Source organism: Pseudomonas sp. AC242, from assembly GCF_979258655.1.
On sequence record NZ_OZ409873.1, the window covers coordinates 3,438,230 to 3,463,024 of the forward strand.

The following is a 24,795-nucleotide window of genomic DNA, read 5'->3' on the forward strand; positions in this document are numbered from 1 at the left end:
CACGTAATAGAAGAACAACCAGGGAATGGCTAATGAACACTCGAAGTCGATGACGCCAAGCCAGTAAGTTTGCACAAGCCTTGTTAACCGAATAGTTCAACTATCGGCTTCTGCACACCTTGAAGAAAGTTACACCCACCCACTCGAATATCCCCTGGATGTTCGGACGGCACCTTATTGCCCTTCATCAACCCGAGGGAGCTTTAATGAACGATGCGGTAAAGCACAGAACCCTGCCGGGGCCGTTGCGGGAAGCGCCAATTCCGCCGCCACCGGGCAGGCCGGCGTTTAAAGCCAATACCTCGCAACCCGGTGGTCTGAATAAACAGCAGATGGTGTTGCTGGTCGCTGTGTCGGCGCTGATACATGGCGGCGCCTGGTGGTTTCTCCAGCAATCGAAAACACAGCCATTGCCAACGCCACCGCAGATTCCGGAAATGACCGTCGAGCTGACCAGCCCGACGCCACCGGCACCGCCCACTCCGGAACCGCCGCCACCGCCGCCACCGCCGCCTCCTCCACCACCGCCGGAACCTGAACAACCGGTGGAAGACGAGGACGCGGTCAAGCCACCGCCGAAACCGGTGGAGAAGCCCAAGCCGATCGAAAAACCAAAACCGGTCGAGAAGCCGAAACCGGTGAAAAAGGTCGAGCCGCCGAAAGCCCCACCCGCCCCGGCACAACCGGCCGCACCCGCTGCGCCGGCAACACCGAGCGCGCCCCCGGCACCCGCCGCTGCGCCGGGTCCGGTCAAGGAATCGGCAGCGATCTCGGGCCTCGCCAGCCTCGGCAACCCGCCGCCGGAATATCCCTCGCTGGCCCTGCGGCGCAACTGGGAAGGCAACGTGGTGCTGCGCATTCAGGTGCTCGCCAATGGTCGCGCCGGCTCGGTGACGGTGACCAAATCCAGCGGCAAACCGCAACTGGATGACGCGGCTGTTACCGCCGTGAAGAACTGGAAATTTATTCCGGCCAAACGCGGTGACACGCCGATCGACGGCTTCGCCACCCAGACCATCGATTTCAAATTGCCGCAATAACCGAACGCTCAATCAACGCACAACCGAATAACGCAAGCGAGGTATCACCATGAACGATTTGTCTTCGATGATTGTCCCCGGCGTGCTCTGGGGTCTGGTGCTGTTTTCCGTGGTCAGCTGGGCGATCCTGCTGGTCAAGTCGGCGCAGTACCTGCGGCAGAAAGCGCAGAACAAACAGTTCACCAAAGCCTTCTGGGGCGCGCCGGATCTGCTCACTGCCGCCGAACACGCCAGCCAGTATCCGGGCTCGCTGGCGCGCATTGCCAGCAGCGGTTTCGAAGCGCTGCTGGTGGAAGACTCGCCGCGCACCACGCAACAACTGGCACACACCATCAACCGCTCGGATCGCCTGGAACGCAACCTGCGCCAGCAGATCCAGAAGGAACGCCGCTCGCTGGAAAACGGCCAGGCGATCCTCGCCAGTATCGGCAGCACCGCGCCGTTCATTGGCCTGTTCGGCACCGTGTGGGGAATCATGGAAGCGCTGAAAAGCATCGGCGAAACCGGTTCGGCCAGCCTTGAAGCAGTGGCTGGGCCGATCGGTCACGCACTGATCGCCACCGGTGTCGGCATCGCTGTCGCCGTGCCAGCGGTGCTGATTTACAACTTCTTCCTGCGCCGCTTGAAACTGGCTTCGGCAGACATGGATGACTTCGCCCACGACTTCGACGCCCTCGCCTCGCGCAGTGCGTTTTCCATCAGCCGTCAGGCCATCGCCAGCAAAACCACAGCCGCCGTGCGGGAGGCCAGCTGATGTCGTTCTCCACTCAAGACAGCGATGAAGTACTCAGCGAAATGAACGTCACGCCGTTGGTCGACGTGATGCTGGTGCTGCTGGTGGTGTTCATCGTCACCGCGCCGCTGATGACCAACGCGATCAAAGTGAATCTGCCGAAAACCGACGCCGTCGCCCCCGCCGAAAAGAAAGACCCGGTGGTGGTCAGCGTCGATCAGGACGGCAAGTTCTATCTGGCGAAAACCGAGTTGGCCCCGGAATCGCTGGAAGCCAGCCTCAAGGAGGTCAAGGCCAAGGACGCCGAAGTCCGCGTGCAATTGCAGGCCGACTCCGCCGTCAATTACGGCCAGGTGGCCAAGGCCATGGCGTCGATCGAACGCTCGGGCATTACCAAAATATCGGTGATGACCACCCACTGAGTGCGGTGGCGGCCGGGTCTTGAGAGACGCGCCCGCCACCGCCCGCTGAATCCTGTCGCAATCAGCCGACCGAAAAAACGCCACGCGTCTTCGGAGGGGATCGGCTTGCTTGAAGAAAGTGGTTTTCCGCACGCGGTATCACCGATAGCGGAGCAATGAGGGGCTCACAAGGCCAATTCGATAACGTCTAAAAAGTCGGAAATAACCATGCTGATGAACACTCCACGCTTCACGCTCAAACCCTTGGTGGCCACGATTTCTCGCCACCGTTTTGTTCCGTTGTATCTGGTGGCCATGGGGATGGGCGCTGGGACTGTGCAAGCGGCCGAGGACGACAACGCTGCCGTCCCGGCAGCTGCGGCGGTGGTTGCGCCGACCACGCAACTGCAACGGGTCGAAGTGACGGGCTCGGCGATTCGCCGGGTCGATGCGGAAACGGCGGTGCCGATCACCATTCTCAAGGCCGATGAACTGCGCAAACAGGGCGTGACCACCACCGCCGAACTGGTGCAGCGCATCACCGGCAGCCAGTCGATCAACAACAGCGCAGGCTCAGTCGGCGCAGCCACTGGCGGCGCCTCGTTCGCCGACATGCGCGGCATCGGCGCGAACAAGACGCTGGTGCTGCTCAACGGTCGACGCCTGGCCAACAACGCCTTGTCGGGAACCAACTCGGCCGGCGGCGCGGTGGATCTGAACATGATCCCGTTTGCCGCCATCGAACGCGTGGAAGTGTTGCGTGACGGCGCGTCGGCGCTGTACGGCACTGACGCCATCGGCGGTGTGATCAACTTCATCACCAAGAAATCCCTGACCGACGGCCAGTTGACCCTCGGCGGCGAAACCCCGACCCACAGCGGCGGCGGCCAAACCAAAGACATGAGCGCCAGTTGGGGCTACGGCGACCTGGAAGAGGACCGCTTCAACGTCCTCGGCGTGTTCAACTACAACAAGCAGCAGAACCTCGACGCCAACGATCGCTCTTTTGCCACTGACTATGCCCCCGGTCGCGGTCTCGATCAGACTTCCGGCACCGCATTTCCCGGTAACTACAGCCAGAACGGCAACGCCACCAACCCGTTGGCCAACAGCAATTGCAACGGCCCCAACCTGATCGCCCGCGACGGCTTGTGCCGCTTCAGCACCCGCGAATACATCGACCTGGTGCCGCAGACCGAGAAGACCTCGTTCTTCGGCAAGACCACCGGCAAACTCGGCGACGATCACAACGTCAATCTCGAATACTTCTGGTCGCGCAACAACAACGCCACGGCGATCGGCCCGGCACCACTGACCGGTCTGAGCCTCGATTCTTCGTCGCCCTACTACCCCGGCAACGGCATCACCCCGGCGCCGACCGATTTCGCCCTCGACCCGACCCAACCGGTCGATGTGAACTGGCGGGAAACCGCGGCCGGCCCGCGGGAATCGAAAGACCAGAACACCAGCCAGCGCTTCCTGCTCAGTTTCGATGGTCTGGTCGCCGGTTGGGATTACAACGTCGGCGCCTCGTACAACCAGAACAAAATCGTCTCCAGCGTCACCAATGGCTTTGTCAGCGATCAGGCGATGATCGCCGGTCTGGCCAGCGGTCTGCTCAACCCGTTCGGCCCGCAGTCGGCGGCCGGCCAGCAGTACATCGACAATGCCGCATACCACGGCGCCTATTCCACTGCCGTTGGCCGCGTGGCCGGATTCGACGGGCGTATCAGCCGTGAAATCGGCGACTGGTTTGGTGCCGGTCCGTCCGGTCTGGCGCTGGGCGGCGAATACCGCAAAGAGAAATTCCATCAGGATTTCGAGTCGTTCGCCGGCGACATCCAGAGCCTTGGCATCGACCCGGCCGGCAGCGTCGAGGGCGACCGCAGCGTCAAAGCCGCCTACGCCGAAATCAACGTGCCGGTGCTCGACAGCCTTGAACTGTCCGCCGCCGTGCGTCACGACAAATACAGCGACTTCGGCAGCACCACCAACCCGAAATACTCGTTCCGTTATCAGCCGTTGAAAGAGCTGGTGGTGCGTGGCGCCTACAGTGAAGGTTTCCGTGCGCCGTCGCTGTACGAGCTGTATTCGCCGCGCAGCATCACCTTCACCCAGGGCTACTACAACGACCCGGTGCTGTGTACCGGTGGCGTCGTGCAACCGGGCGGCAACGGCGGCCGCGATTGCGGTCAGCAGTTCCTCAACCAGATTGGCGGCAACGAAGATCTGGCCCCGGAGAAGGCGCGCAACGTGACCCTCGGCTTCGTTTATCAGCCGATCAACAACCTCTCGGTAGGTCTGGATTTCTGGTGGATTCACATTTCCAACCAGATCCAGCCGTTCCCGGAATCCACCGTGTTTGATCAGGCCGGTTCCTACCCGGATCGCTTCGTGCGCAACGCCGACGGCACGCTCAATTACATCGTTACCGGCAACGCCAACCTCGGCATCGTCGAAACCAACGGTGTCGACGTCTCGCTGGACTACCGCTTCCCGAACACGCCGTACGGTCAGTTCGGTCTGGGCCTGCAAGGCACCTATGTTGACGAGTACGACTTCCAGAGCACCATCAAAGGCCCGTTCACCGACAAGGTCGGCGACTTCCAGGGTGACGGCGTGATCGCCCGCTGGAAGCATAACCTCACCGGCAGCTGGACCTTCGGCGCAGCGCGGGCGGCACTGACCAACCGCTTCACCACCGGTTACAACGACTACGACCGCGACACCCACGCGCGCGTGGCGTCGTATTCGGTGTGGGACCTGTCGGCCGGCTACACCTTCAACAAGGTGCTGGATGTCGATGCCGGAATGAAGAACGTGTTCGACCGCAACCCGCCGTTCTCCAACCAGGCTTACAACTTCCAGAGCGGCTATGACCCGCGCTACACCGATCCGCTGGGCCGCACCTTGTTTGCGCGCATGACGTACCACTTCTAAAGAACGAGCACCGCAAAACCCTGTGGGAGCTGGCTTGCCAGCGATGGCGTCGTATCAGTCGACATTTACTTCACTGACATATCGCTATCGCTGGCAAGCCAGCTACCACATGGGGACCGGGTTTCTTCAGGGATTTTCAGGAGTGATTGCATGAGTTTTTTGCGCAACATGGCGGGCCTGCTTTTGGGCAGTGCGCTGCTGTGCACCGGCACCTCGGCGCTGGCCGGCGGCAGTTATGCGCTGACGGTGTACGGCGAAGCGCCGAAGTATCCGGCGAACTTCCAGCACTTTGATTTCGTCGATCCCAACGCGCCCAAGGGCGGTTCGCTCAGTCGCGCGTCGATGGAGATCGGCCAGTACAACTACATCAGCCCGTATGCCGATCAGGGCATTTCCGTGGTGCAGGTCAACGACTGGGTGTACTCGCCATTGGCGTTCCGTTCGCTCGACGAGCCGTACACCGTTTACGCACTGGTCGCGCAACAGATCGAGCGCGATCCCGATGGACTCTGGGTGCGTTTCACCCTCAATCCAAAAGCACGTTTCGCTGACGGTACGCCGATCACTGCCGAAGACGTGCGCTACACCTTCAACCTGCTGATGACCAAGGGCAGCCTGAGTTATCGCCAGCAATACGCCGACGTGCAGGACGTGCTGATCGAAGGCCCACGGCAGGTGCGCTTCACCTTCAAGAACAATCTGAACCGCACCCTCGCACTGGACTTGGCGACGATGCGCGTGGTCCCCGAGCACTGGTGGAAAACCCGCGACTTCGCCAATGGCGGCGGCTTCGAGCCACCGCTGGGCAGCGGCCCGTACCGGGTCAGCAAGGTCGACGCCGGGCGCAGCATCAGTTTTCAACGTGATCCGGACTGGTGGGGCAAAGACCTGCCGGTCAGTCGCGGCATGTACAACTTCGACACCCTCACGGTGAATTTCTACGGCGACACCGACGTCGCCCGCCAACTGCTGCAGGCCGGCGCATTCGACTACAACCGCGAGTTCTCCTCGTCTGGTTACGTGGTCGGCTACGACAGCCCGGCACTGCGTGACGGTCGCTTGCAGCAGTCGATTCTGGCGCCGGAGAAACCCACCGCCGCCCAAGGCTTTGTGTTCAACCTGCAGAACCCGATCTTCCAGGATCGCCGCGTGCGTCAGGCGATCAGCCTGCTGTGGGATTTCGAGTGGACCAACAAGCAGATGATGCGCGGCTTCTACGTGCGCCAGAACAGCTTCTGGCCGAAGAGCGAAATGGCCGCCACCGCCCTGCCCGACGCTGAAGAATTGAAGATCCTCGAACCGCTACGCGGGCAAGTCCCCGACGAGGTTTTCACCACAGTGTATGAAGCGCCGAAAACCGATGGCAGCGGCTACATCCGCGACAAACAACTGCAGGCGCTGAAGCTGCTCGCCGAGGCTGGCTGGACGCCGCAACACAATCGCCTGGTCAACGCTGCGGGTGAGCCGCTGGAGTTCACTTTCCTCGACGGTCAGGGCGGCTTCGATCGCATGCTCTTGCCGTTCAAACGCACCCTCGCGCAGATCGGCATCACCCTCAATCTGCGGCGGATCGATTCGGCGCAATACGTCAACCGCCTCAACGCCCGCGACTACGACATGATCGTCGTCGCTTTCCCGCGCAGCGGCGATCCGATCGTATCCCCCGGCCGTGAGTTGTACAGCCTGTACGCCTCGCAAAGCGCCACGCAAGTCGGCAGTTCCAACTCGATGGTGCTGGCCAACCCGGCGGTCGATCAGTTGATCGACGGGCTGGTCCAGGCCAATACCCGCGAAGCCATGGTGCATTACGCCCGCGCCCTCGACCGGGTGCTGCAATGGGGTTACTACATGATTCCCAACTACTACTCCAAAGGCACGCCGACGGTGTATCAGAACCGCTTCGCCATGCCACCCGTGCAACCGGCATACGACGAAGGCCTCAACACCTGGTGGGAGGTGTCGACCAAGGCATTGACCACGCAACAGATGCACACTCAGCTTGCGGGGGGCCAGTGACATGCTGCGTTATCTGAGTCGACGTTTGCTGCTGATCATCCCGACGCTGCTGTGCATTCTGGTGGTCAACTTCCTTATCGTGCAGGCCGCGCCGGGTGGGCCGGTAGAGCAAGCCATCGCCCGCTTGCAAGGCTTCGGCGGCCACAGCATGGGCGGCGGTGGCGAGGTCGCGGCGGTTGGCGGTGCAGGCCGCAGCAGCCGTGGCCTCGACCCGGCGCTGATCGAGGAGATCAAACACCATTACGGTTTCGACAAACCGCTGCACGAACGCCTGTGGCTGATGCTGAAAAACTACGCGCAACTGGATCTGGGCAGCAGTTTCTTTCGCGGCGCCAAGGTCACCGATCTGATTGTGCAGAAGTTGCCGGTGTCGCTGTCGCTGGGCTTGTGGGCGACGTTGATCACCTACCTGATTTCGATCCCGCTGGGCATTCGCAAAGCGATCAAGAACGGCAGCGCCTTCGATGTCTGGAGCAGCACGGCGATCATCATCGGCTATGCGATGCCAGCGTTCCTGTTCGCGATTCTGTTGATCGTGGTGTTTGCCGGCGGCAGCTACGTCAACTGGTTTCCAGTGCAGGGGCTGGTCTCGGATAACTTCGACAGCCTCAGCACCTTGGGCAAGGTCGGCGACTACCTCTGGCACCTGGTGTTGCCAGTGACGGCGCTGGTGATTGGCGGTTTCGCCACGCTGACCATTCTGACCAAGAACAGCTTCCTCAACGAGATCAGCCGCCAGTACGTGATCACCGCGCGGGCCAAAGGCCTGACCGAGCGCCGCGTGCTCTACGGCCATGTGTTTCGCAACGCCATGCTCTTGGTCGTTGCCGGTGTGCCGTCGGCGCTGATCGAGGTGTTTTTCGCCGGTTCCTTGCTGATCGAAACCATCTTCAACCTCGACGGCCTCGGGCGCATGAGCTACGAAGCGGCGGTGTCGCGCGATTACCCGGTGGTGTTCGGTGCGTTGTTTCTGTTCACCCTGTTCGGCCTGTTGATCAAGCTGATCGGCGATCTCTGCTACACCCTGCTCGACCCGCGCATCGACTTCTCGGCGAGGACTGCCTGATGTTCACACTTTCTCCTCTCGGCCAGCGTCGTGTTGCGCAGTTCAAGGCCAACCGGCGCGGACGCTGGTCGCTGTGGCTGTTTGTCGGCCTGTGCCTGATTTGTCTCGGCGGTGAGCTGATCGCCAACGACAAACCGTTGGTGATTCGCTATCACAACGCTTTTTACTTCCCGATCCTCAGCGATTATCTGGAAACCGATTTCGGCGGCGAGTTGCCGTTTCAGCCGGATTACGCCAGCAGCTATGTACACAAACTGATCGAGGATCAGGGCGGCTGGATGTTGTTTCCGCCGATCCCGTTCAGTTACGACACGGTCAATTACGATCTCAGCGAACCAGCGCCGAGTCCACCGTCAGCAAGCAACTGGCTGGGCACCGATGATCAGGCGCGCGATGTGCTGGCGCGGGTGATTTTCGGCACGCGGATTTCGATTCTGTTTGCGCTGATCCTTACCGGCATCAGTGCGTTTATCGGCATCGTTGCCGGGGCGTTGCAGGGTTATTACGGTGGCTGGGTCGACTTGCTCGGGCAACGGGTGCTGGAGATCTGGTCGGGGTTGCCGGTGCTGTACCTGCTGATCATTCTGTCCGGCTTCGTCTCGCCGAGTTTCTGGTGGTTGCTGGGGATCATGGCGCTGTTTTCCTGGCTGGCGCTGGTCGATGTGGTGCGCGCCGAGTTCCTCCGTGGGCGCAATCTGGAATACGTCAAAGCCGCGCGAGCGCTGGGTCTGACCGACAACGAGCTGATGTGCCGGCATATTCTGCCCAACGCGATGACCTCCACCCTCACCTATCTGCCATTCATTCTGACTGGTGCGATTGCGACGCTGACTGCGCTGGATTTTCTTGGCTTCGGCATGCCGGCTGGCACCGCGTCGCTGGGCGAATTGATCGGTCAGGCCAAGCGCAACCTGCAAGCGCCGTGGCTAGGGCTGACGGCGTTTTTTGCCCTGGCACTGATTCTGTCCTTGTTGGTTTTTATTGGTGAGGCTTGCCGTGATGCATTCGATCCCCGGAGCTGAGATGAACGACAATTTGATCGAGATCCGCGATCTGCGCGTGGCCTTCGCCGGGCAAGAAGTGGTGCACGGTTTGAACCTGGATATTCGCCGTGGCGAATGTCTGGCACTGGTCGGTGAATCCGGCTCGGGCAAGTCGGTGACGGCGCATTCGATTCTGCGTTTATTGCCGGGCAAGAACGTCAGCAGCAGCGGCGCGATCCGCTACAACGGCGTGGATTTATTGCACGCCAGCGAGCAGCAGATGCGCGGTTTGCGCGGCAACCGCATTGCGATGATTTTTCAGGAGCCGATGACCTCGCTCAATCCGTTGCACACGGTGGAAAAGCAAGTCAGCGAAGTACTGGAGATTCACAAAGGCCTCAAGGGCCGCGCTGCCCGCGAACGGACTCTGGAGCTGCTGGAACTGGTCGGCATTCGCCAGCCGTTGCAGCGCTTGAAAGCCTATCCACATCAACTCTCCGGTGGTCAGCGGCAACGGGTGATGATCGCCATGGCGCTGGCCAATGAGCCGGAGCTGTTGATCGCCGATGAGCCGACCACGGCGCTCGACGTCACGGTACAACAGAAGATTCTTGAGTTGTTGATCGAGTTGCAGCAACGCCTCGGCATGTCGCTGTTGCTGATCAGCCATGACCTCAATCTGGTGCGGCGCATCGCGCAACGGGTGTGCGTGATGCGCCATGGTGAAATCGTCGAGCAGGCGGATTGCGAAGCGTTGTTTCGCGCGCCGCAGCATCCTTACAGCCGCTTGTTGATCGAGGCTGAGCCGAGCGGTGGGCCGGTGCCGAGTGAGTATGATCACAACCTGCTCGAAGTTGATGATTTGAAGGTGTGGTTTCCGTTGCCCAAGGCGTTGTTCAGCCGCCAGCAGGATTACATCAAAGCGGTGGACGGCGTGAGTTTCACCCTGCAACGGGGCAAGACTTTGGGGATTGTCGGCGAGTCCGGTTCAGGAAAATCGACCCTGGGTCAGGCGATCCTGCGGTTGGTCGAGTCCGAGGGCAATATCCGTTTTGGTAACAAGCAACTGAGCTTGCTCAATCAACGTTTGATGCGGCCGTTGCGGCGGCAGATTCAAGTGGTGTTCCAGGACCCGTTCGGCAGCCTCAGCCCACGGATGTCAGTGCAGCAGATTATTGCCGAAGGCTTGCTGACTCACGGCATCGGCACCGAGGCCGAGCGTGAGGCGGCGGTGATTCGGGTGCTGGAGGAAGTCGGCCTCGATCCACAGAGCCGCCATCGTTATCCCCATGAGTTTTCCGGCGGCCAGCGCCAGCGCATTTCCATCGCCCGCGCACTGGTGCTGGAGCCGGCGCTGATTCTGCTCGATGAGCCGACATCGGCGCTGGATCGTACGGTGCAGAAACAGGTGGTGGAGTTGTTGCGGCAATTGCAGATCAGGCATGGGCTGACCTATTTGTTTATCAGCCATGACCTGGCAGTGGTGCATGCGTTGGCGCATGACTTGATGGTGATCAAGGATGGCAAGGTGGTTGAGCAGGGTTCGTCGCGCGAGATTTTCGCCGCGCCCAAACACCCCTACACCCAAGAGCTCTTGAACGCCTCCGGCCTGAAGCCCGACACAAAACCCTGTGGGAGCTGGCTTGCCAGCGATGGCGCCGGGTCAGTCGACATCCCCTTCGCTGACCCACCGCTATCGCTGGCAAGCCAGCTCCCACAGGTATAGAAGTGGTCCAAAAAATATTTTTCAGGCACTGCATCCAAACACCTCCGCCACGGGTAGTCCTTGTAACAGCCCTCTTCGGCTGTCAGCGGTTTACCCTTTTCGGAGATAACACTGATGAACATCACCCAGCTGATTGGCCTCACCGGTTTGCTCGCCCTGTCCTCGACGACCTTCGCCCAAAGCAGCTATCCCGACGCGATCAAAGTCCCGGACGGCCACAAGATCGCGATGGAAACCACCGGCGTCGGTGAGATCACCTACGAATGCCGGGACAAAGCCAATGCGCCCGGGCAGACCGAGTGGACCTTCGTCGGCCCGAAAGCGGTGCTCAATGATCGCAGCGGCAAGCAGGTCGGCACCTACTTTGGCCCGCCGGCTACCTGGCAGGCCAAGGACGGTTCGAAAGTCACCGGCACGCAATTGGCCGTGGCGCCGTCCAGCCCGGGCAACCTGCCCTATCAACTGGTCAAGGCCAATCCGGCCGAAGGCAAAGGCGCGATGAACGGCGTGAGTTACATCCAGCGGGTCGCGCTCAAGGGCGGCGTAGCGCCGGGCAGTGAATGCACGGCGGCGAACAAGGGCAAGCAGGAAGTGGTGAAGTATCAAGCCGATTACATTTTCTGGGCGGCGAACTGATTCCCGGATTTACCGCCTCCCCTGTAGGCCTTCGCCTGCTCGCGATAGCGGAGTGTCAGCCAACATATGCATCACTGACACACCGCTATCGCGAGCAGGCGAAGGCCTACAAGGGGAATCATGTGTTCTGGATGTTTGCGGAATGTGAGCTAGATTGCACGACATGCCTTTAGCCGAATCCGCGTTCGATTACGAAGCCCGCCTCGCTGCCTGTGCCCGTGGCGAGCGTGCGGCCCTGCGCGATTTGTATGTGCAGGAAGGCCCGCGTCTGCTCGGTGTGGCCAAGCGTCTGGTGCGCGATACGGCGCTGGCGGAGGACATCGTTCATGAGGCGTTCATCAAGATCTGGAACGGCGCGGCGGGGTTTGACCCGGCACGCGGTTCGGCGCGGGGCTGGATGTTCACGGTGACGCGGCATCTGGCGCTGAATCTGCTACGCGATCAGGGCCGGGAAACACCATTCGACGAAGCCCACGAAGTGGCTGCAGACGATGACGGTTTCGACGCCCAAGTTCATTCGGCGCGTATCCACCGTTGCCTTGAGCAACTGGAGCCGCAACGCCGCCACTGCATCCTGCATGCCTATGTCGACGGCTACAGCCACGCGCAAATTGCCGCGCGCCTCGACACGCCGCTGGGCACGGTCAAAGCGTGGATCAAACGCAGCCTCAACGCCTTGCGGGAGTGCATGGGATGACCAGCGAATCAGCGCAAGACCGCGATGAACTGGCCGGCGAATATGTGCTCGGCACGCTTTCTTTTGAACAGCGGATCGAGGTGCAACGACGCTTGCCCAACGAACCCGAATTGCGTGCAGCGGTGGATGCCTGGGAGCGGCGCCTGCTGGAGTTGACTGATCTTGCCCCCTCGCAGCAACCGTCTGCGTTGTTGTGGCCGCGCATCGAACGCAGCCTCGACCGACTCACGGCAAAAGCGCCGTCGACTTCATGGTGGAACCTGCTGCCACTCTGGCGCGGGTTGAGTGCTATCGGATTGGCCGCCACGTTGATTTTGGGTTCGATCCTGTTGACCCAGACCACGCCGAAACCAAGCTTTCTGGTGGTGCTGGTCGCGCCGCAGGACAAGGCCCCGGGCTGGGTGATTCAGGCAAGCAATTCGCGGGAGATTCAGTTGATTCCATTGGGCGTGGTTGAGGTGCCGGCGGACAAGGCCCTGGAATTCTGGACCAAGGCTGACGGCTGGCAAGGGCCGGTTTCGCTGGGACTGGTCAAACCCGGGCAGGCCTTGTCGGTGCCGCTGGACAAGTTGCCGCCGCTGCAACCCAATCAGTTGTTCGAGCTGACACTTGAGGGTGCCAATGGCTCGCCGATCGGCAAACCGACCGGGCCGATTCAGGCGATCGGGCGTGCGGTGAAGGTGCTGTAAGGCTCTGATCTGCGGCTTCTGGCGACCATCATCGACATCGATGTTCACCATCACGGCAATGAAGTTCTCATAAAAAATCTCCGGCGTAACATCGGCTCCATACCAACCAACAACACCCCGGAGCACACCATCATGAAACGCCAAACCCTTCTCGGTATCGCTTTCTCGGTCTTCGCTATCAACGCTTTCGCCGCCACCCCGGCCCACACCATGATCGCCGAAGGCGGCTCGGACAAACTGATCGAAAGCCGTGTGGCTGAAGGTGGTTCGGATCGTCTGATTGAACGTCGCGTTGCTGAAGGTGGTTCTGATCGTCTGCTCGAACGCCGCGTTGCTGAAGGTGGTTCGGATCGTCTGCTGGAACGCCGCGTTGCTGAAGGTGGCTCGGATCGTCTGCTGGAACGTCGCGTGGCTGAAGGTGGTGCGGATCGTCTGATCGAACGCCGCGTCGCCGAAGGTGGTTCGGATCGTCTGCTGGAACGCCGCGTCGCCGAAGGTGGCTCGGATCGTCTGCTCGAACGCCGCGTTGCCTGAATGCATGGCTGCAAGCGCAACACCCCAGAGAAACCCGGCTCCCTCAGCCGGGTTTTTTATGCCCGGTTGTTTTATCCGGCCTTGGCCATGCAGCGCTTGTAGCGCTCATCCACGCGTTTGGCGAACCAGGCCGTCGTGAGCTTGCGGGTGATCTTCGGACTCTGCAGTACGATCCCCGGCAACACCGCACGCGGCAGCTTTTTCCCCTCCGCTTGCTCCGCCAGTTCGAACACCCGCTGATAGAGTCTGGTCTCTTCGAATTCCAGGGTTTTGCCCTTCTCCAGTTGATCGCGAATGGTCGGGTTGCGCATGCCCAGCGACTTGCCGAGAGTGCGTACCGCCAGTTCCGTGCCGCCGGGCATGATCGAGTCGTAGCGGATCAGGTCGCCATCCAGCGCCAGTGGAATGCCCGAGGCGCGACTGACCGCATTCTGAAACGCAGCATTGCGACTGGCGTACCAACCGGCGTTGAAGTCGGCAAACCGATACAGCGGCTCGCGATAACTCACCGGATAACCGAGCAAATGCGCGATACCGAAATACATGCCACCACGGCGGCTGAACACTTCACGGCGGATCGTGCCGTCCACCGGGTACGGATAATCCTTGGCGTGTTGCTCGGCAAACTCGATGCTGACCTGCATCGGCCCGCCGGTGTGCACCGGGTTGAAGCCGCCGAACAGCGTGCGGCCCATCGGCACCCGACCGATGAAGTCGTCGAAAATGCCACTGAGTTCTTTCTCACTGCGTGCCGCATTCAGGCGTTCGCTGTAGGTCTTGCCGTTGGTTGAACGCACTTGCAGAGCGCCGCTGACCAACAGGCTGGGAATATGCACTTTGGCGGCGCGGCGATCGATTTCGTCGCGGGCGATTTTGCCCAGGCCGGGCACGGAGGGGTCGGCCTGGAAGGTGGATTCCTGCTCGGCGACGGCCAGTACCGAACACAGATTCTGCGTGGTCGGGCTGATGTTTTGCGCGGCAAATGCGGCGTAGATATCGGTGGCCCAGCCTTGCCGATCGGCCGTCTTGGCCGGCATCAGCCGCACAATCTCGGCCTTCACTTCGGCAGGCGCACGCGGCACCGGCTCCTGGCTGCGCTGCCCCGCGCAACCGGCGAGCACCAGCAGTGCGGCGAGCGTGATCGGTAATCGAAAGTTGTGCATGTAACTTCATCCAGTCCGTTGTGCCGGGTTCACCATACGTTCAATGGTATGGCGCAGGCTAGGACTGCGCTGATCTGGCCCTGTTCCCTTGATGTTCATTTCCCTGCGCCGCCAAGTGCCCCGAAATAGAGCTTCCAACGGCTGATGACAAACTGATTGCAAAACGTTACTGAGAAAATCTATCATTTGCACCTGGAGTCGCATTTGCGCAAGGAGTTCCCGCGCCGCCCTTATTTTTCTCACCGGCCGTGCGCCTCCAGGTATCTACATGCCCGCTTCAGCTCGACTCGCCGTCCCGTTTCGCCCGACGCTTCTCGCCCTGCTGTGCTCCCTGACTGTCACCGCTTACGCCGCCGAAGGCGATACCAAAGCGCTGGTGCTGGACGACGTCAACGTCAATGCCCAGGCCCCGACACCCGGTGCCCTGCCTCCGGTCTACTCCGGCGGACAAGTTGCCCGTGGTGGTCAACTCGGCGTGCTGGGCAATCAGGACATGATGGACGTGCCGTTCAGCGCCGCGTCCTACACCGAACAATTGATTCAGGATCAGCAGGCCGAAAACGTCGCCGACGTGCTGCTCAACGATTCGTCGGTACGTCAGGCCTCGGGTTTCTCCAACCAGGCGCAGGTCTTCATGATTCGCGGCCTGCCGCTGAACGGCGACGACATTTCCTATAACGGCCTGTACGGCGTGTTGCCACGGCAGATCATTTCCACCGACGCCCTTGAGCGCGTGGAAGTGTTCAAAGGCCCGAACGCCTTTATCAACGGCGTGACCCCGACCGGCTCCGGCATTGGCGGTGGCGTCAACCTGCAACCGAAGCGCGCCGGCGACGTGCCGTTGCGTCGCTACACCACCGACATCAACAGCGAAGGCCGTATCGGTCATCACTTCGACATCGGCCAGCGTTTCGGTGAAGACAACCGCTTCGGCGCCCGGATCAACCTGTCCCAGCGCGAAGGCGACACCGGTATCGATCACGAGAACCAGCGCTCGAAACTGTTCGCCATCGGCCTCGACTATCGCGGCGATGCCCTGCGCATTTCCGGCGACTTCGCCTACCAGAAAGAACGCGTCAACGGTGGCCGCAACTCGGTCAACCTCGGCACCGCCACACACATTCCGGACGCGCCGTCGGCCGATACCAACTATGCGCCGAAGTGGGGCTACACCGACATCGAAGACACCTTCGGCATGCTCCGCGCCGAGTACGACCTGAACGACAACTGGACCGCCTACGCGGCCGGCGGCGCCAAGCACACCCGCGAAGTCGGGCGCTACAACTCGACCACGCTGGTCGGCAACAGCGGCGCTTCGTTCACCACCGGCTCGTTCATTCCCCATGACGAAGACAACACCAGTGTGATGGCTGGCCTCAACGGTAAATTCAACACCGGCCCGGTCAGCCACAAACTCAATTTCGGCCTGACCGGCATCTGGGCCGAACAGCGCAGCGCCTATGACTTCGACCTGACCCAGTACGCCAACAATATCTATCACCCGGTGCAAACCCCGTCGCCAGTGGGCAATTTTGCCGGCGGCGACTTGAATGATCCGGGCATCGTCGGCAAGACCTTCAACCGCAGCATTGCGATTTCCGACACCCTCGGTTTCTTCGACGATCGCCTGCTGGTCACCGCCGGCCTGCGTCGCCAACAACTGGTGGTGCAAGGTTACAACTACGCCAGTTGGGGCAGCGGCGATCGCAAGTCGAGCTACGACGAATCGATCACCACGCCGGTGTACGGCGTGGTGTTCAAACCGTGGGAACACGTGTCGTTCTACGCCAACCACATCGAAGGCTTGGCCCAGGGCCCGACCTCGCCGACCAGTTCTGGCGGATTCCGTGTGACCAACGGCAACGAAGTCTATGCACCGGCACGCTCCAAGCAGACCGAAGTCGGGGTGAAAGTCGACATGGGCACTTACGGCGCCAGCCTGGGTGTTTATCGCATCGAACAGCCGAGCGATGGTTACTGCGAAATCGACAGCGCCACTACCTGCACCTACGTGCGTGAAGGCGAGCAGATCAACAAAGGTGTGGAAATGAACGTGTTCGGCGAGCCGATCCAGGGCCTGCGCCTGATCAGCGGCCTGACCCTGATGGACACAGAGCTGAAGAACACCCTCAACGGTGCCAACGACGGCAACCGTGCGATCGGCGTGCCGACCTTCCAGTTCAACGCCGGCGCTGACTGGGATGTACCCGGTCTGCAGGGCGTAGCGCTGAATGCGCGGATGCTGCGTACTGGCGGCCAGTACGCCGATGCGGCGAACAATCTGAGCCTGCCGACCTGGAACCGTTTCGATGCGGGTGCGCGTTATGCGTTCAAGGTGTCGGAGAAAGACGTGACCGTGCGTCTGGGTGTGGAGAACCTGGCGAACAAGAAGTACTGGGAATCGGCTCAGGGTGGGTATCTGACTCAGGGTGAGCCGCGGGTGGCGAAGCTGTCCGGCACCATTGATTTCTAAGCTTGAAAAGCCCCTCATCGGAACGCCGCCCGCCTAGCCCTCTCCCGGAGGGAGAGGGGACTGACCGAGGTGTTTTTTCGAGTTACGCCGACGTGTGCCACCAAGTCGAACTCAGGTTTTGAAAGGCACCCAAATCGGCTCCCTTTCCCCTCGCCTTTTAGAGGAGAGGGGACTGACCGAGGTGTTCTTTCGAGTTACGCCGACGTGTGCCACCAAGTCGAACTCAGGTTTTGAAAGGCACCCAAATCGGCTCCCTTTCCCCTCGCCTTTTAGAGGAGAGGGGACTGACCGAGGTGTTCTTTCGAGTTACGCCGACGTGTGCCACCGAGTCGAACTCAGGTTTTGAAAGGCACCCAAATCGGCTCCCTTTCCCCTCGCCTTTTAGAGGAGAGGGGACTGACCGAGGTGTTCTTTCGAGTTACGCCGACGTGTGCCACCAAGTCGAACTCAGGTTTTGAAAGGCACCCAAATCGGCTCCCTTTCCCCCTCGCCCCCTTGGGGGAGAGGGCTGGGGTGAGGGGGTAAATTTCACTGTCACCAATATCTCCTGCCGAACACCCGAAAAAAGGCCCCACAGCCCCACCGCTGCGGGGCCTTTCTCCGTCTGGCCGATCAACTGGCCACCCGCTCCTGCTGATCCATACTTGCTGCACAGCAAACGGAGGACAGGCCCATGAACCGCAGCGACGTCCTGATCATCGGCGCCGGCCCGACCGGGCTGGTGCTGGCCCTGTGGCTGAGCAAACTCGGCGTACGCGTGCGCATCATCGATAAAACCTCCGCGCCCGGCACCACTTCGCGAGCGTTGGCGGTGCAGGCGCGCACCCTTGAGTTGTACCGGCAACTGGACCTCGCCGACACTATTGTGCGCAACGGCCATCGGGTGGCGGCGGCGAATTTCTGGGTCAATGGCAAACCGGTCGCGCAATTGCCGCTGAACCGCATCGGCGAAGGCCTGACGCCCTACGCGTTCGTTGAAGTCTTCCCGCAGGATGAACATGAACGGCTGCTGATCGAGCGTCTCGAAGACTACGGCGTCACGGTCGAACGCAACACCACGCTGGACAGTTTCGAGGAAACCGGCGATGGCCTCACCGCGCACCTGCGCCTGCCCGATGGCGAGCAGGAAATCTGCCAGGCCTGTTATCTGGCCGGCTGTGACGGCGCCCGCTCAGTCGTGCGCAAAACCCTCGACACCGGTTTTCCCGGCGGCACCTATCAGCAGATTTTCTACGTAGCAGATGTCGAGGCCAGCGGCCCGGCGATGAACGGCGAGTTGCATCTGGATCTGGATGAAGCGGACTTTCTCGCCGTGTTTCCTCTCGCCGGCGAAGGCCGCGCAAGGCTGATCGGCACCGTGCGTGACGAACGTGCGGATCGCGCCGAAACCTTGGAATTTTCTGATGTCAGCAGCCGTGCCATCGAACACCTGAAAGTGCATATCGAAGATGTCCATTGGTTCTCGACCTACCGCGTGCATCACCGCGTGGCTGAGCACTTTCGCAGTGGCCGCGCGTTTCTGCTCGGCGATGCCGCGCATGTGCACAGCCCGGCGGGCGGTCAGGGCATGAACACCGGCATCGGCGACGCGATCAACCTGGCGTGGAAACTCGCCGCAGTGCTCAGCGGCGCCGCTGAACCGAGCCTGCTCGACAGCTACGAAACCGAACGCAAGGCCTTCGCCCGTCGACTGGTGTCGACCACCGACAAAGTCTTCAGTTTCGTCACCGCCGAGGGGCGCATGGCCGATCTGCTGCGCATGCGTGTGGCACCGTTTCTGATCCCGAAAATGGCCTCGTTCGAGGCCAGTCGCGAGTTCCTTTTTCGCACCGTTTCGCAGGTCACCCTCAACTATCGCGGCATGCCTCTGAGTCAGGGCGCCGCCGGCCATGTGCACGGCGGCGACCGCTTGCCGTGGGCGCATGATGGTGAGGGAGATAATTACGAACCGCTCAGACAGCCGTGCTGGCAGGTGCATGTGTACGGTGACACCAGCGACGAAATGATTGCCTGGTGCCACGAACATCATTTGCCGCTGCATGTGTTCGACTGGCGCCCGGCGTTTGAAACGGCGGGGTTGGGGCGTAACGGTTTTTATCTGCTGCGCCCGGATACCTATGTGGCGATTGCCGAAAACAGCGCGGATCCGAAGGTGATTGAACGCTACTTCCGCGATCACGGCATCCGGCCGTTCTTTGCCTGCCTCTGACCCAAGAACACCACAAGAACCTGTGGGAGCTGGCTTGCCAGCGATGGCGTCAGCACAGTCAAAATCAATGTTGACTGATGCGCCGCTATCGCTGGCAAGCCAGCTCCCACAGGGTTGTGCGTTGGTCTTTAGATCCCGGCCAGTGCCAGATCCATCGCAAAGTAAGTGAAGATCAAATCAGCGCCTGCACGCTTGATCGCGCCCAGGCTTTCGCGCACCACACGATCCTCATCGATCGCCCCGGCCTGCGCGCCGAACTTGATCATCGCGTATTCGCCACTGACCTGATACGCCGCCAGCGGCAGGTTCGAGGCCTCACGAATGTCGCGGATGATGTCGAGGTAAGCGCCGGCCGGTTTGACCATCAGCGCATCGGCGCCTTCCTGCTCGTCGAGCAGCGATTCGCGCAGGGCTTCGCGGCGGTTCATCGGGTTCATCTGATAGCTTTTGCGATCGCCCTTCAGCGCGCTGCCACCCGCCTCGCGGAACGGGCCGTAGAGTGCCGAAGCGAATTTGGTCGAGTAGGCCATGATCGGAATCTGGGTGAACCCGGCCGCGTCGAGTGCCTGACGAATCGCCCGCACCTGACCGTCCATCGCTGCCGACGGCGCGATCACGTCCGCACCGGCGCGGGCCGCTGCCACGGCTTGTTTGCCGAGGTTGATCAGGGTCTGGTCGTTGTCGACTTCATGGTTGTGCATCACGCCGCAGTGGCCGTGATCGGTGTATTCGCAGAAGCAGGTGTCGGACATCACGATCATTTCCGGCACGGCATCTTTGGCAATGCGCGACATGCGCGAGACCAGACCTTCTTCGCGCCAGGTGTCGCTGCCGTTGCTGTCCAGATGGTGGGACACGCCGAAGGTCATCACCGACTTGATGCCGGCGCGGGCATAGCGCTCGATTTCACTGGCCAGTTTGCGCTCGGGAATGCGCATCACCCCGGGCATGCTGTTGATCGGCACGAAGTCGTCGATTTCTTCTTCAACGAAAATCGGCAGGACCAGATCGTTCAGGCTGAATTCGGTTTCCTGGAACAGGCTGCGCAGGCTCGCATTGCGGCGCAGACGGCGGGGACGTGCTTCGGGGAACTGACTGGACATGAGGGCCTTTCCTGAAAACGGCAGATGAGACGAAAGTCGTAGGGGGCGAAGCTTATGCCTTGCGGGGGTTGGGGTACAAACCTGGATCAATCAAGAGTGCATTACTGGGGGTGTAACAATCTTTCAGAACACTGTAAATCCCTGTGGGAGCTGGCTTGCCAGCGATGGCGGTGGTTCAGTCAACATAGATGTCGACTGTGCCGGCGTCATCGCTGGCAAGCCAGCTCCCACAGGGTTATGTGTGTAGTCCGAAAATTACGAGGGAATGGTCAGGCCGCGAATGACTGCCGGACGCGCGAGGAAACGCTCAAGCACACGGGTGACATTCGGGAAGTTGCTGATGCCAACCAGATCACCGGCCTCATAAAATCCGATCAAGTTACGCACCCACGGAAATGTGGCGATATCGGCAATGGTATAGCGCTCGCCCATGATCCAGTCACGGCCCTCGAGCCGGCCGTCGAGCACCTTGAGCAGGCGTTTGCTTTCGTCGACATAACGATCACGCGGACGCTTGTCTTCGTAATCCTTGCCGGCGAATTTGTTGAAGAAACCCAACTGGCCGAACATCGGACCGATACCACCCATCTGGAACATCAACCACTGGATGGTCTCGTAACGCAGCGCGCCTTCCTGCGCCAGCAACTGACCGCTTTTGTCGGCCAGATAAATCAGGATCGCACCGGATTCGAACAGCGGCAGCGGCTGATCATCAGGGCCGTGCGGATCGAGGATCGCCGGAATCTTGTTGTTCGGATTCAGCGACAGGAACTCGGCGGACAGTTGATCATTGTTGTCGAAAGCGACCTTGTGCGGTTCGTACGGCAGGCCGATTTCCTCAAGCATGATCGAGACTTTGACGCCGTTAGGCGTCGGCAAGGAATAGAGCTGAATCCAGTCAGGGTACTGCGCCGGCCATTTCTGGGTGATCGGGAACGTGGACAGATCGGTCATGAGAAGCATCCAGTCACAAATTAAAGCCTGATCATAATGTAGGCGCTGCGCAGGCTGCGATCTTTTGATCTTGAGGCTTTGCAGTCTGCAAAACGATCGCAGCCTTCGGAGCGCCTACATGAACCCGTAACATCCTGTCGCTAACCTGCGGCCAGACCGTTGAAGGTTGCCGTTAGAGTGCTGCGCACTCTTACGATCGAACCAAACGGCCCTCAGGGGACTCTGAGCTATGCGTTTGTTGCAGAGGAAGCCGTTCACGACAGGGAAAACACCCGGTGCTGGGAGCCCGCGGTGTAAAGGTTTGTCAGCCTTAACCGAATTTGCTGAAGAACCCTTTATTTCATGACGATCCTTATGCGATTCGCCAAACGTTTCAAACACCGCGCGTATGTGGCCCTGCCTTCCCTGCTGGCCGTCAGTGCACTGTTCCTGTCGCTTGAGTCCAGCGAAAGCCGCGCGCAACCGGTGGACGGCACCCAGACACTGGTGTTCCTGCGCCACGCAGAAAAACCCGAGGGCGGGCTCGGCCAGCTCAACTGTCAGGGCCTGAACCGCGCCATCGACCTGTCGACGCTGCTGCCGGAAAAATTCGGCAAGGCCGATTACGTGTTCGCCGCCAACCCGACGCGCAATGTCGAGGAAGGTGAGCTGGACAACTCCTACAGCTACATCCGTCCATTGATGACCATCAGCCCCGCCGCGATCAAGCTCGGCCTGCCGGTGAACATCGAGTTCTCGGCCAACGACACCAGCGATCTGGCCCGCGAACTGCTGGAAGACAAGTATCACAACTCGACGATCTACACCGCCTGGTCCCACGGCTATCTGCCGGAGCTGATCAACAAGGTGGCGGGCAAAGCGGTCGGCGAGAAACAGAACATCACCGAGGACTGGGCGGGCAACGACTTTGACTCGCTGTATGTACTGACGCTGACCTGGCACAACGGCAAGGCCAGTTTGCAAAGCCACAGCTACAAGCAGGGGCTGGATCATGGCAAGGAAACGTGTCCGACCTGAGTCATCTTCTGTCTGAACCGGCCCCATCGCTGGCAAGCCAGCTCCCACAGGGTTCCAGGGTGTACACAAATTCCATATACATCCGCAATACCTGTGGGAGCTGGCTTGCCAGCGATGGGGCCAGCAAAAGCACTATCAAACCTTCTGATTCCCCCGCTCACGCAGATACTCAAGCACCGCTCCACGCTCCCCGGCAAACTCGATCCGCCCGCCCTTCTTCTCGCGCTGAAACACATACATCGGGTCGTAATAATCGCGTAGCAGTACGCCGATCCACTCACGGAACAGCTCGACCGACCCGCTGCGCGCCTGTTCGGACAGCGCCGCTTCCATCTGCAAATACATGCGTTGATAGCGCTCGCCACCCAACCGACGTTGAATATTGTTCAGGCTGGAAATCAATCGCTCGGCATACAAAGCAAAACCCTGCTCGCCGTGAACCGCGACAAACTCGGCGTACAGGTCGATGACATAATCCTGCAGAATTCGCTCGACCCGACTCTCGAGGCTATCTTCCAGCCAGACCAGTGGTGCCGCCTGCATGCCCCGGTAGAGCGGTAATGGCAAGGCACAGCTGCCGACCACCCGACTCTCGTCTTCCAGAACAAACTGGTTGATCCCGCCTGCGCGTTTTTTCAGCACATCGACAGCCAGGCGGTTTTCGAAATCGATATTGGTCGGCTGTCCGGTGGCACGCTTGCCAAAACTCGAGCCGCGATGATTGGCGTGACCTTCCAGATCCAGACCATTGCTCAACTGCACCAGCACTTCAGTCTTGCCAGTACCGGTCATGCCGCCGAGCAGGACCAGATCGCATTCGGCCACAGCCTGATCGACTGTCTCCAGGAGGAATGTGCGCATGGCCTTGTAACCGCCGGCGACACGCGGGTAATCGATGCCGCCCTCGTCCTTGATCCATTGCTGGACGATCTGTGAACGCAGGCCGCCGCGGAAACAATACAGATAGCCATCGGGGTGGTTACGGGCAAACTCGACCCAGCCTTGAATGCGCCGCTCTCTGACCTCGGCGGACACCAGTCGCTCGCCCAAGGCAATCGCGGCTTGCTGTCCGTGTTGTTTGTAACAGGTGCCCACCTGTTCGCGCTCACGATCGTTCATCAGCGGCAGGTTGACCACCCCGGGAAAAGCACCGTGGGAGAATTCGACCGGCGCACGGGCGTCCATCATTGGCCGGTCATTGAGGAAAATATCACGGTAATCAGTGCAGTCGCGGAGCATCAAATCACCTCGACTGCGTTCGTCTGTCGCTCAACCAGTTCGCCGATTGGCGCCAGGTTCAGGCCCAGTTCGGCGGCTACGGCGAGAAACTCTTCATTGCCTTCAGGCGTCACCGCGATCAACAGACCACCGCTGGTTTGCGGGTCGCAGAGCACGCGTTTGTGCAGTTCCTGCACGCGGCCAACCTTGCTCGCGTAGCTGTCGAAGTTGCGCAGCGTACCGCCGGGAACGCAGCCCTGATCGAGGTAGTACTCGACGCTGTCCAGACGCGGCACACGGTCATAAGCGATGCGCGCGGTGAGCTGGCTGCCATCGGCCATTTCCACCAGATGCCCGAGCAGACCAAAACCGGTGACATCGGTCATGGCGGTAACGCCGGCGAGTTTGCCGAAACGGCTGCCGGGTTTGTTCAGGGTGCACATCCAGTCGCGGGCCACGCCAACGTCGGCGGCGCGCAATTTGCCTTTTTTCTCGGCGGTGGTGAGGATGCCGATGCCCAGCGGTTTGGTCAGGTACAGCAGGCAGCCGGCGGTGGCGGTGTCGTTGCGCTTCATGTGACGCTTTTCCACCAGACCGGTGACGGCGAGACCGAAGATCGGTTCCGGCGCATCAATCGAATGCCCGCCCGCCAGTGGAATGCCCGCCGCGTCGCACACCGCGCGGCCGCCGCGAATCACTTCACGCGCCACTTCCGGCGCCAGCACATTGACCGGCCAGCCGAGAATGGCGATGGCCATCAACGGATCGCCGCCCATCGCATAGATGTCACTGATCGCATTGGTCGCGGCAATGCGGCCGAAGTCGAACGGGTCATCGACGATCGGCATGAAAAAATCCGTGGTCGAGACCACTCCGCGCTCGGCATCGATCTCATACACCGCCGCATCATCGCGCGAGGCATTGCCGACCCACAGTTTCGGGTCAAGGTTCTGCGCACCGCTGCCGGCCAGAATAACTTCGAGCACCTGCGGGGAAATCTTGCAGCCGCAGCCGGCGCCGTGGCTGTATTGGGTCAGACGAATCGGCTCGCTCATGGGGGAGTCTCAGGCTGTTGATGGGGGCGATTCTAGCAGAGCGCGACGCAGCAGTTTTTTGATCGTTCCCACGCTCCGCGTGGGAATGCAGACCGGGACGCTCCGCGTCCCTTCCGGAGCCGGAACGCGGAGCGTCCCTAGA

Annotated in this window: 20 protein-coding genes; 15 read left to right on the plus strand and 5 right to left on the minus strand. The window is 60.7% G+C overall.

From position 1 onward, the window contains the following. Positions 1-206 precede the first annotated feature (206 nt). From ACZZ0A_RS15415 to ACZZ0A_RS15470, 12 genes are all read left to right on the plus strand, one after another. Positions 207-1,040 (plus strand): energy transducer TonB, encoded by an 834-nt coding sequence (locus tag ACZZ0A_RS15415; RefSeq protein ID WP_463543412.1) that lies wholly within the window; start codon positions 207-209, stop codon positions 1,038-1,040. 67 nt (positions 1,041-1,107) lie between these two features. Further along, positions 1,108-1,794: a MotA/TolQ/ExbB proton channel family protein gene (locus ACZZ0A_RS15420; protein WP_371857975.1), complete on the plus strand. Its 687-nt coding sequence runs from the start codon at positions 1,108-1,110 to the stop codon at positions 1,792-1,794. Then, positions 1,794-2,195: an ExbD/TolR family protein gene (locus ACZZ0A_RS15425; RefSeq protein ID WP_007918272.1), complete on the plus strand. Its 402-nt coding sequence runs from the start codon at positions 1,794-1,796 to the stop codon at positions 2,193-2,195. The genes ACZZ0A_RS15420 and ACZZ0A_RS15425 overlap by 1 nt, the downstream gene beginning before the upstream one ends. 207 nt (positions 2,196-2,402) lie before the next feature. Further along, positions 2,403-5,114, plus strand: a complete 2,712-nt coding sequence (locus ACZZ0A_RS15430; RefSeq protein ID WP_463543413.1) for a TonB-dependent receptor — start codon at positions 2,403-2,405, stop codon at positions 5,112-5,114. Positions 5,115-5,264: 150 nt separating this feature from the next. Then, positions 5,265-7,130 carry an extracellular solute-binding protein gene (locus tag ACZZ0A_RS15435; protein WP_463543414.1) on the plus strand — a complete coding sequence of 622 codons (1,866 nt, stop codon included), beginning with the start codon at positions 5,265-5,267 and terminating at the stop codon, positions 7,128-7,130. A 1-nt stretch (position 7,131) separates the two neighbouring features. Then, positions 7,132-8,196: a microcin C ABC transporter permease YejB gene (locus tag ACZZ0A_RS15440; RefSeq protein ID WP_108227252.1), complete on the plus strand. Its 1,065-nt coding sequence runs from the start codon at positions 7,132-7,134 to the stop codon at positions 8,194-8,196. Further along, the gene (locus ACZZ0A_RS15445) at positions 8,196-9,218 is read left to right on the plus strand and encodes an ABC transporter permease (protein WP_123376962.1); all 1,023 of its coding nucleotides are present in this window, start codon (positions 8,196-8,198) and stop codon (positions 9,216-9,218) included. Before ACZZ0A_RS15440 ends, ACZZ0A_RS15445 begins: the two co-directional genes overlap by 1 nt. A 1-nt stretch (position 9,219) precedes the next feature. Further along, positions 9,220-10,905, plus strand: a complete 1,686-nt coding sequence (locus ACZZ0A_RS15450; protein WP_238539565.1) for an ABC transporter ATP-binding protein — start codon at positions 9,220-9,222, stop codon at positions 10,903-10,905. A 114-nt stretch (positions 10,906-11,019) separates the two neighbouring features. Next, positions 11,020-11,541 carry a DUF3455 domain-containing protein gene (locus ACZZ0A_RS15455; protein ID WP_414893319.1) on the plus strand — a complete coding sequence of 174 codons (522 nt, stop codon included), beginning with the start codon at positions 11,020-11,022 and terminating at the stop codon, positions 11,539-11,541. A 163-nt stretch (positions 11,542-11,704) separates the two neighbouring features. Beyond that, positions 11,705-12,238 (plus strand): sigma-70 family RNA polymerase sigma factor, encoded by a 534-nt coding sequence (locus tag ACZZ0A_RS15460; RefSeq protein ID WP_007918254.1) that lies wholly within the window; start codon positions 11,705-11,707, stop codon positions 12,236-12,238. Next, positions 12,235-12,927: an anti-sigma factor gene (locus tag ACZZ0A_RS15465; protein WP_463543415.1), complete on the plus strand. Its 693-nt coding sequence runs from the start codon at positions 12,235-12,237 to the stop codon at positions 12,925-12,927. The genes ACZZ0A_RS15460 and ACZZ0A_RS15465 overlap by 4 nt, the downstream gene beginning before the upstream one ends. A gap of 132 nt (positions 12,928-13,059) precedes the next feature. Then, complete coding sequence (locus ACZZ0A_RS15470) at positions 13,060-13,461, plus strand: hypothetical protein (protein WP_463543416.1); 402 nt, start codon at positions 13,060-13,062, stop codon at positions 13,459-13,461. Positions 13,462-13,532: 71 nt separating this feature from the next. On the opposite strand, the gene ACZZ0A_RS15475 is transcribed toward ACZZ0A_RS15470, so the two are convergent. Further along, positions 13,533-14,624 (minus strand): DUF1615 domain-containing protein, encoded by a 1,092-nt coding sequence (locus ACZZ0A_RS15475; RefSeq protein WP_414893315.1) that lies wholly within the window; start codon positions 14,622-14,624, stop codon positions 13,533-13,535. A 268-nt stretch (positions 14,625-14,892) separates the two neighbouring features. On the opposite strand from ACZZ0A_RS15475, the gene ACZZ0A_RS15480 reads away from it, so the two are divergent. Both ACZZ0A_RS15480 and ACZZ0A_RS15485 read left to right on the plus strand, forming a co-directional pair. Further along, positions 14,893-17,097: a TonB-dependent receptor gene (locus ACZZ0A_RS15480; RefSeq protein ID WP_463543417.1), complete on the plus strand. Its 2,205-nt coding sequence runs from the start codon at positions 14,893-14,895 to the stop codon at positions 17,095-17,097. Between the two features lie 673 nt (positions 17,098-17,770). Then, entirely contained in the window at positions 17,771-19,306 is a 1,536-nt protein-coding gene (locus tag ACZZ0A_RS15485; protein WP_463543418.1) for an FAD-dependent oxidoreductase, read from the plus strand. A gap of 128 nt (positions 19,307-19,434) precedes the next feature. On the opposite strand, the gene hemB is transcribed toward ACZZ0A_RS15485, so the two are convergent. Next, positions 19,435-20,409: a porphobilinogen synthase gene (gene hemB, locus ACZZ0A_RS15490; RefSeq protein WP_016985320.1), complete on the minus strand. Its 975-nt coding sequence runs from the start codon at positions 20,407-20,409 to the stop codon at positions 19,435-19,437. Positions 20,410-20,664: 255 nt separating this feature from the next. Beyond that, positions 20,665-21,363 (minus strand): glutathione binding-like protein, encoded by a 699-nt coding sequence (locus ACZZ0A_RS15495; protein ID WP_007918236.1) that lies wholly within the window; start codon positions 21,361-21,363, stop codon positions 20,665-20,667. 342 nt (positions 21,364-21,705) lie between these two features. On the opposite strand from ACZZ0A_RS15495, the gene ACZZ0A_RS15500 reads away from it, so the two are divergent. After that, positions 21,706-22,380, plus strand: a complete 675-nt coding sequence (locus tag ACZZ0A_RS15500) for a hypothetical protein (RefSeq protein WP_007918234.1) — start codon at positions 21,706-21,708, stop codon at positions 22,378-22,380. Positions 22,381-22,515: 135 nt separating this feature from the next. Here ACZZ0A_RS15500 and mnmH read toward each other — a convergent pair whose 3' ends face one another. Beyond that, positions 22,516-23,619: a tRNA 2-selenouridine(34) synthase MnmH gene (gene mnmH / locus ACZZ0A_RS15505; protein ID WP_463543419.1), complete on the minus strand. Its 1,104-nt coding sequence runs from the start codon at positions 23,617-23,619 to the stop codon at positions 22,516-22,518. Beyond that, positions 23,619-24,653 (minus strand): selenide, water dikinase SelD, encoded by a 1,035-nt coding sequence (gene selD / locus ACZZ0A_RS15510; protein WP_007918229.1) that lies wholly within the window; start codon positions 24,651-24,653, stop codon positions 23,619-23,621. Before selD ends, mnmH begins: the two co-directional genes overlap by 1 nt. Between the last annotated feature and the right edge of the window lie 142 nt (positions 24,654-24,795).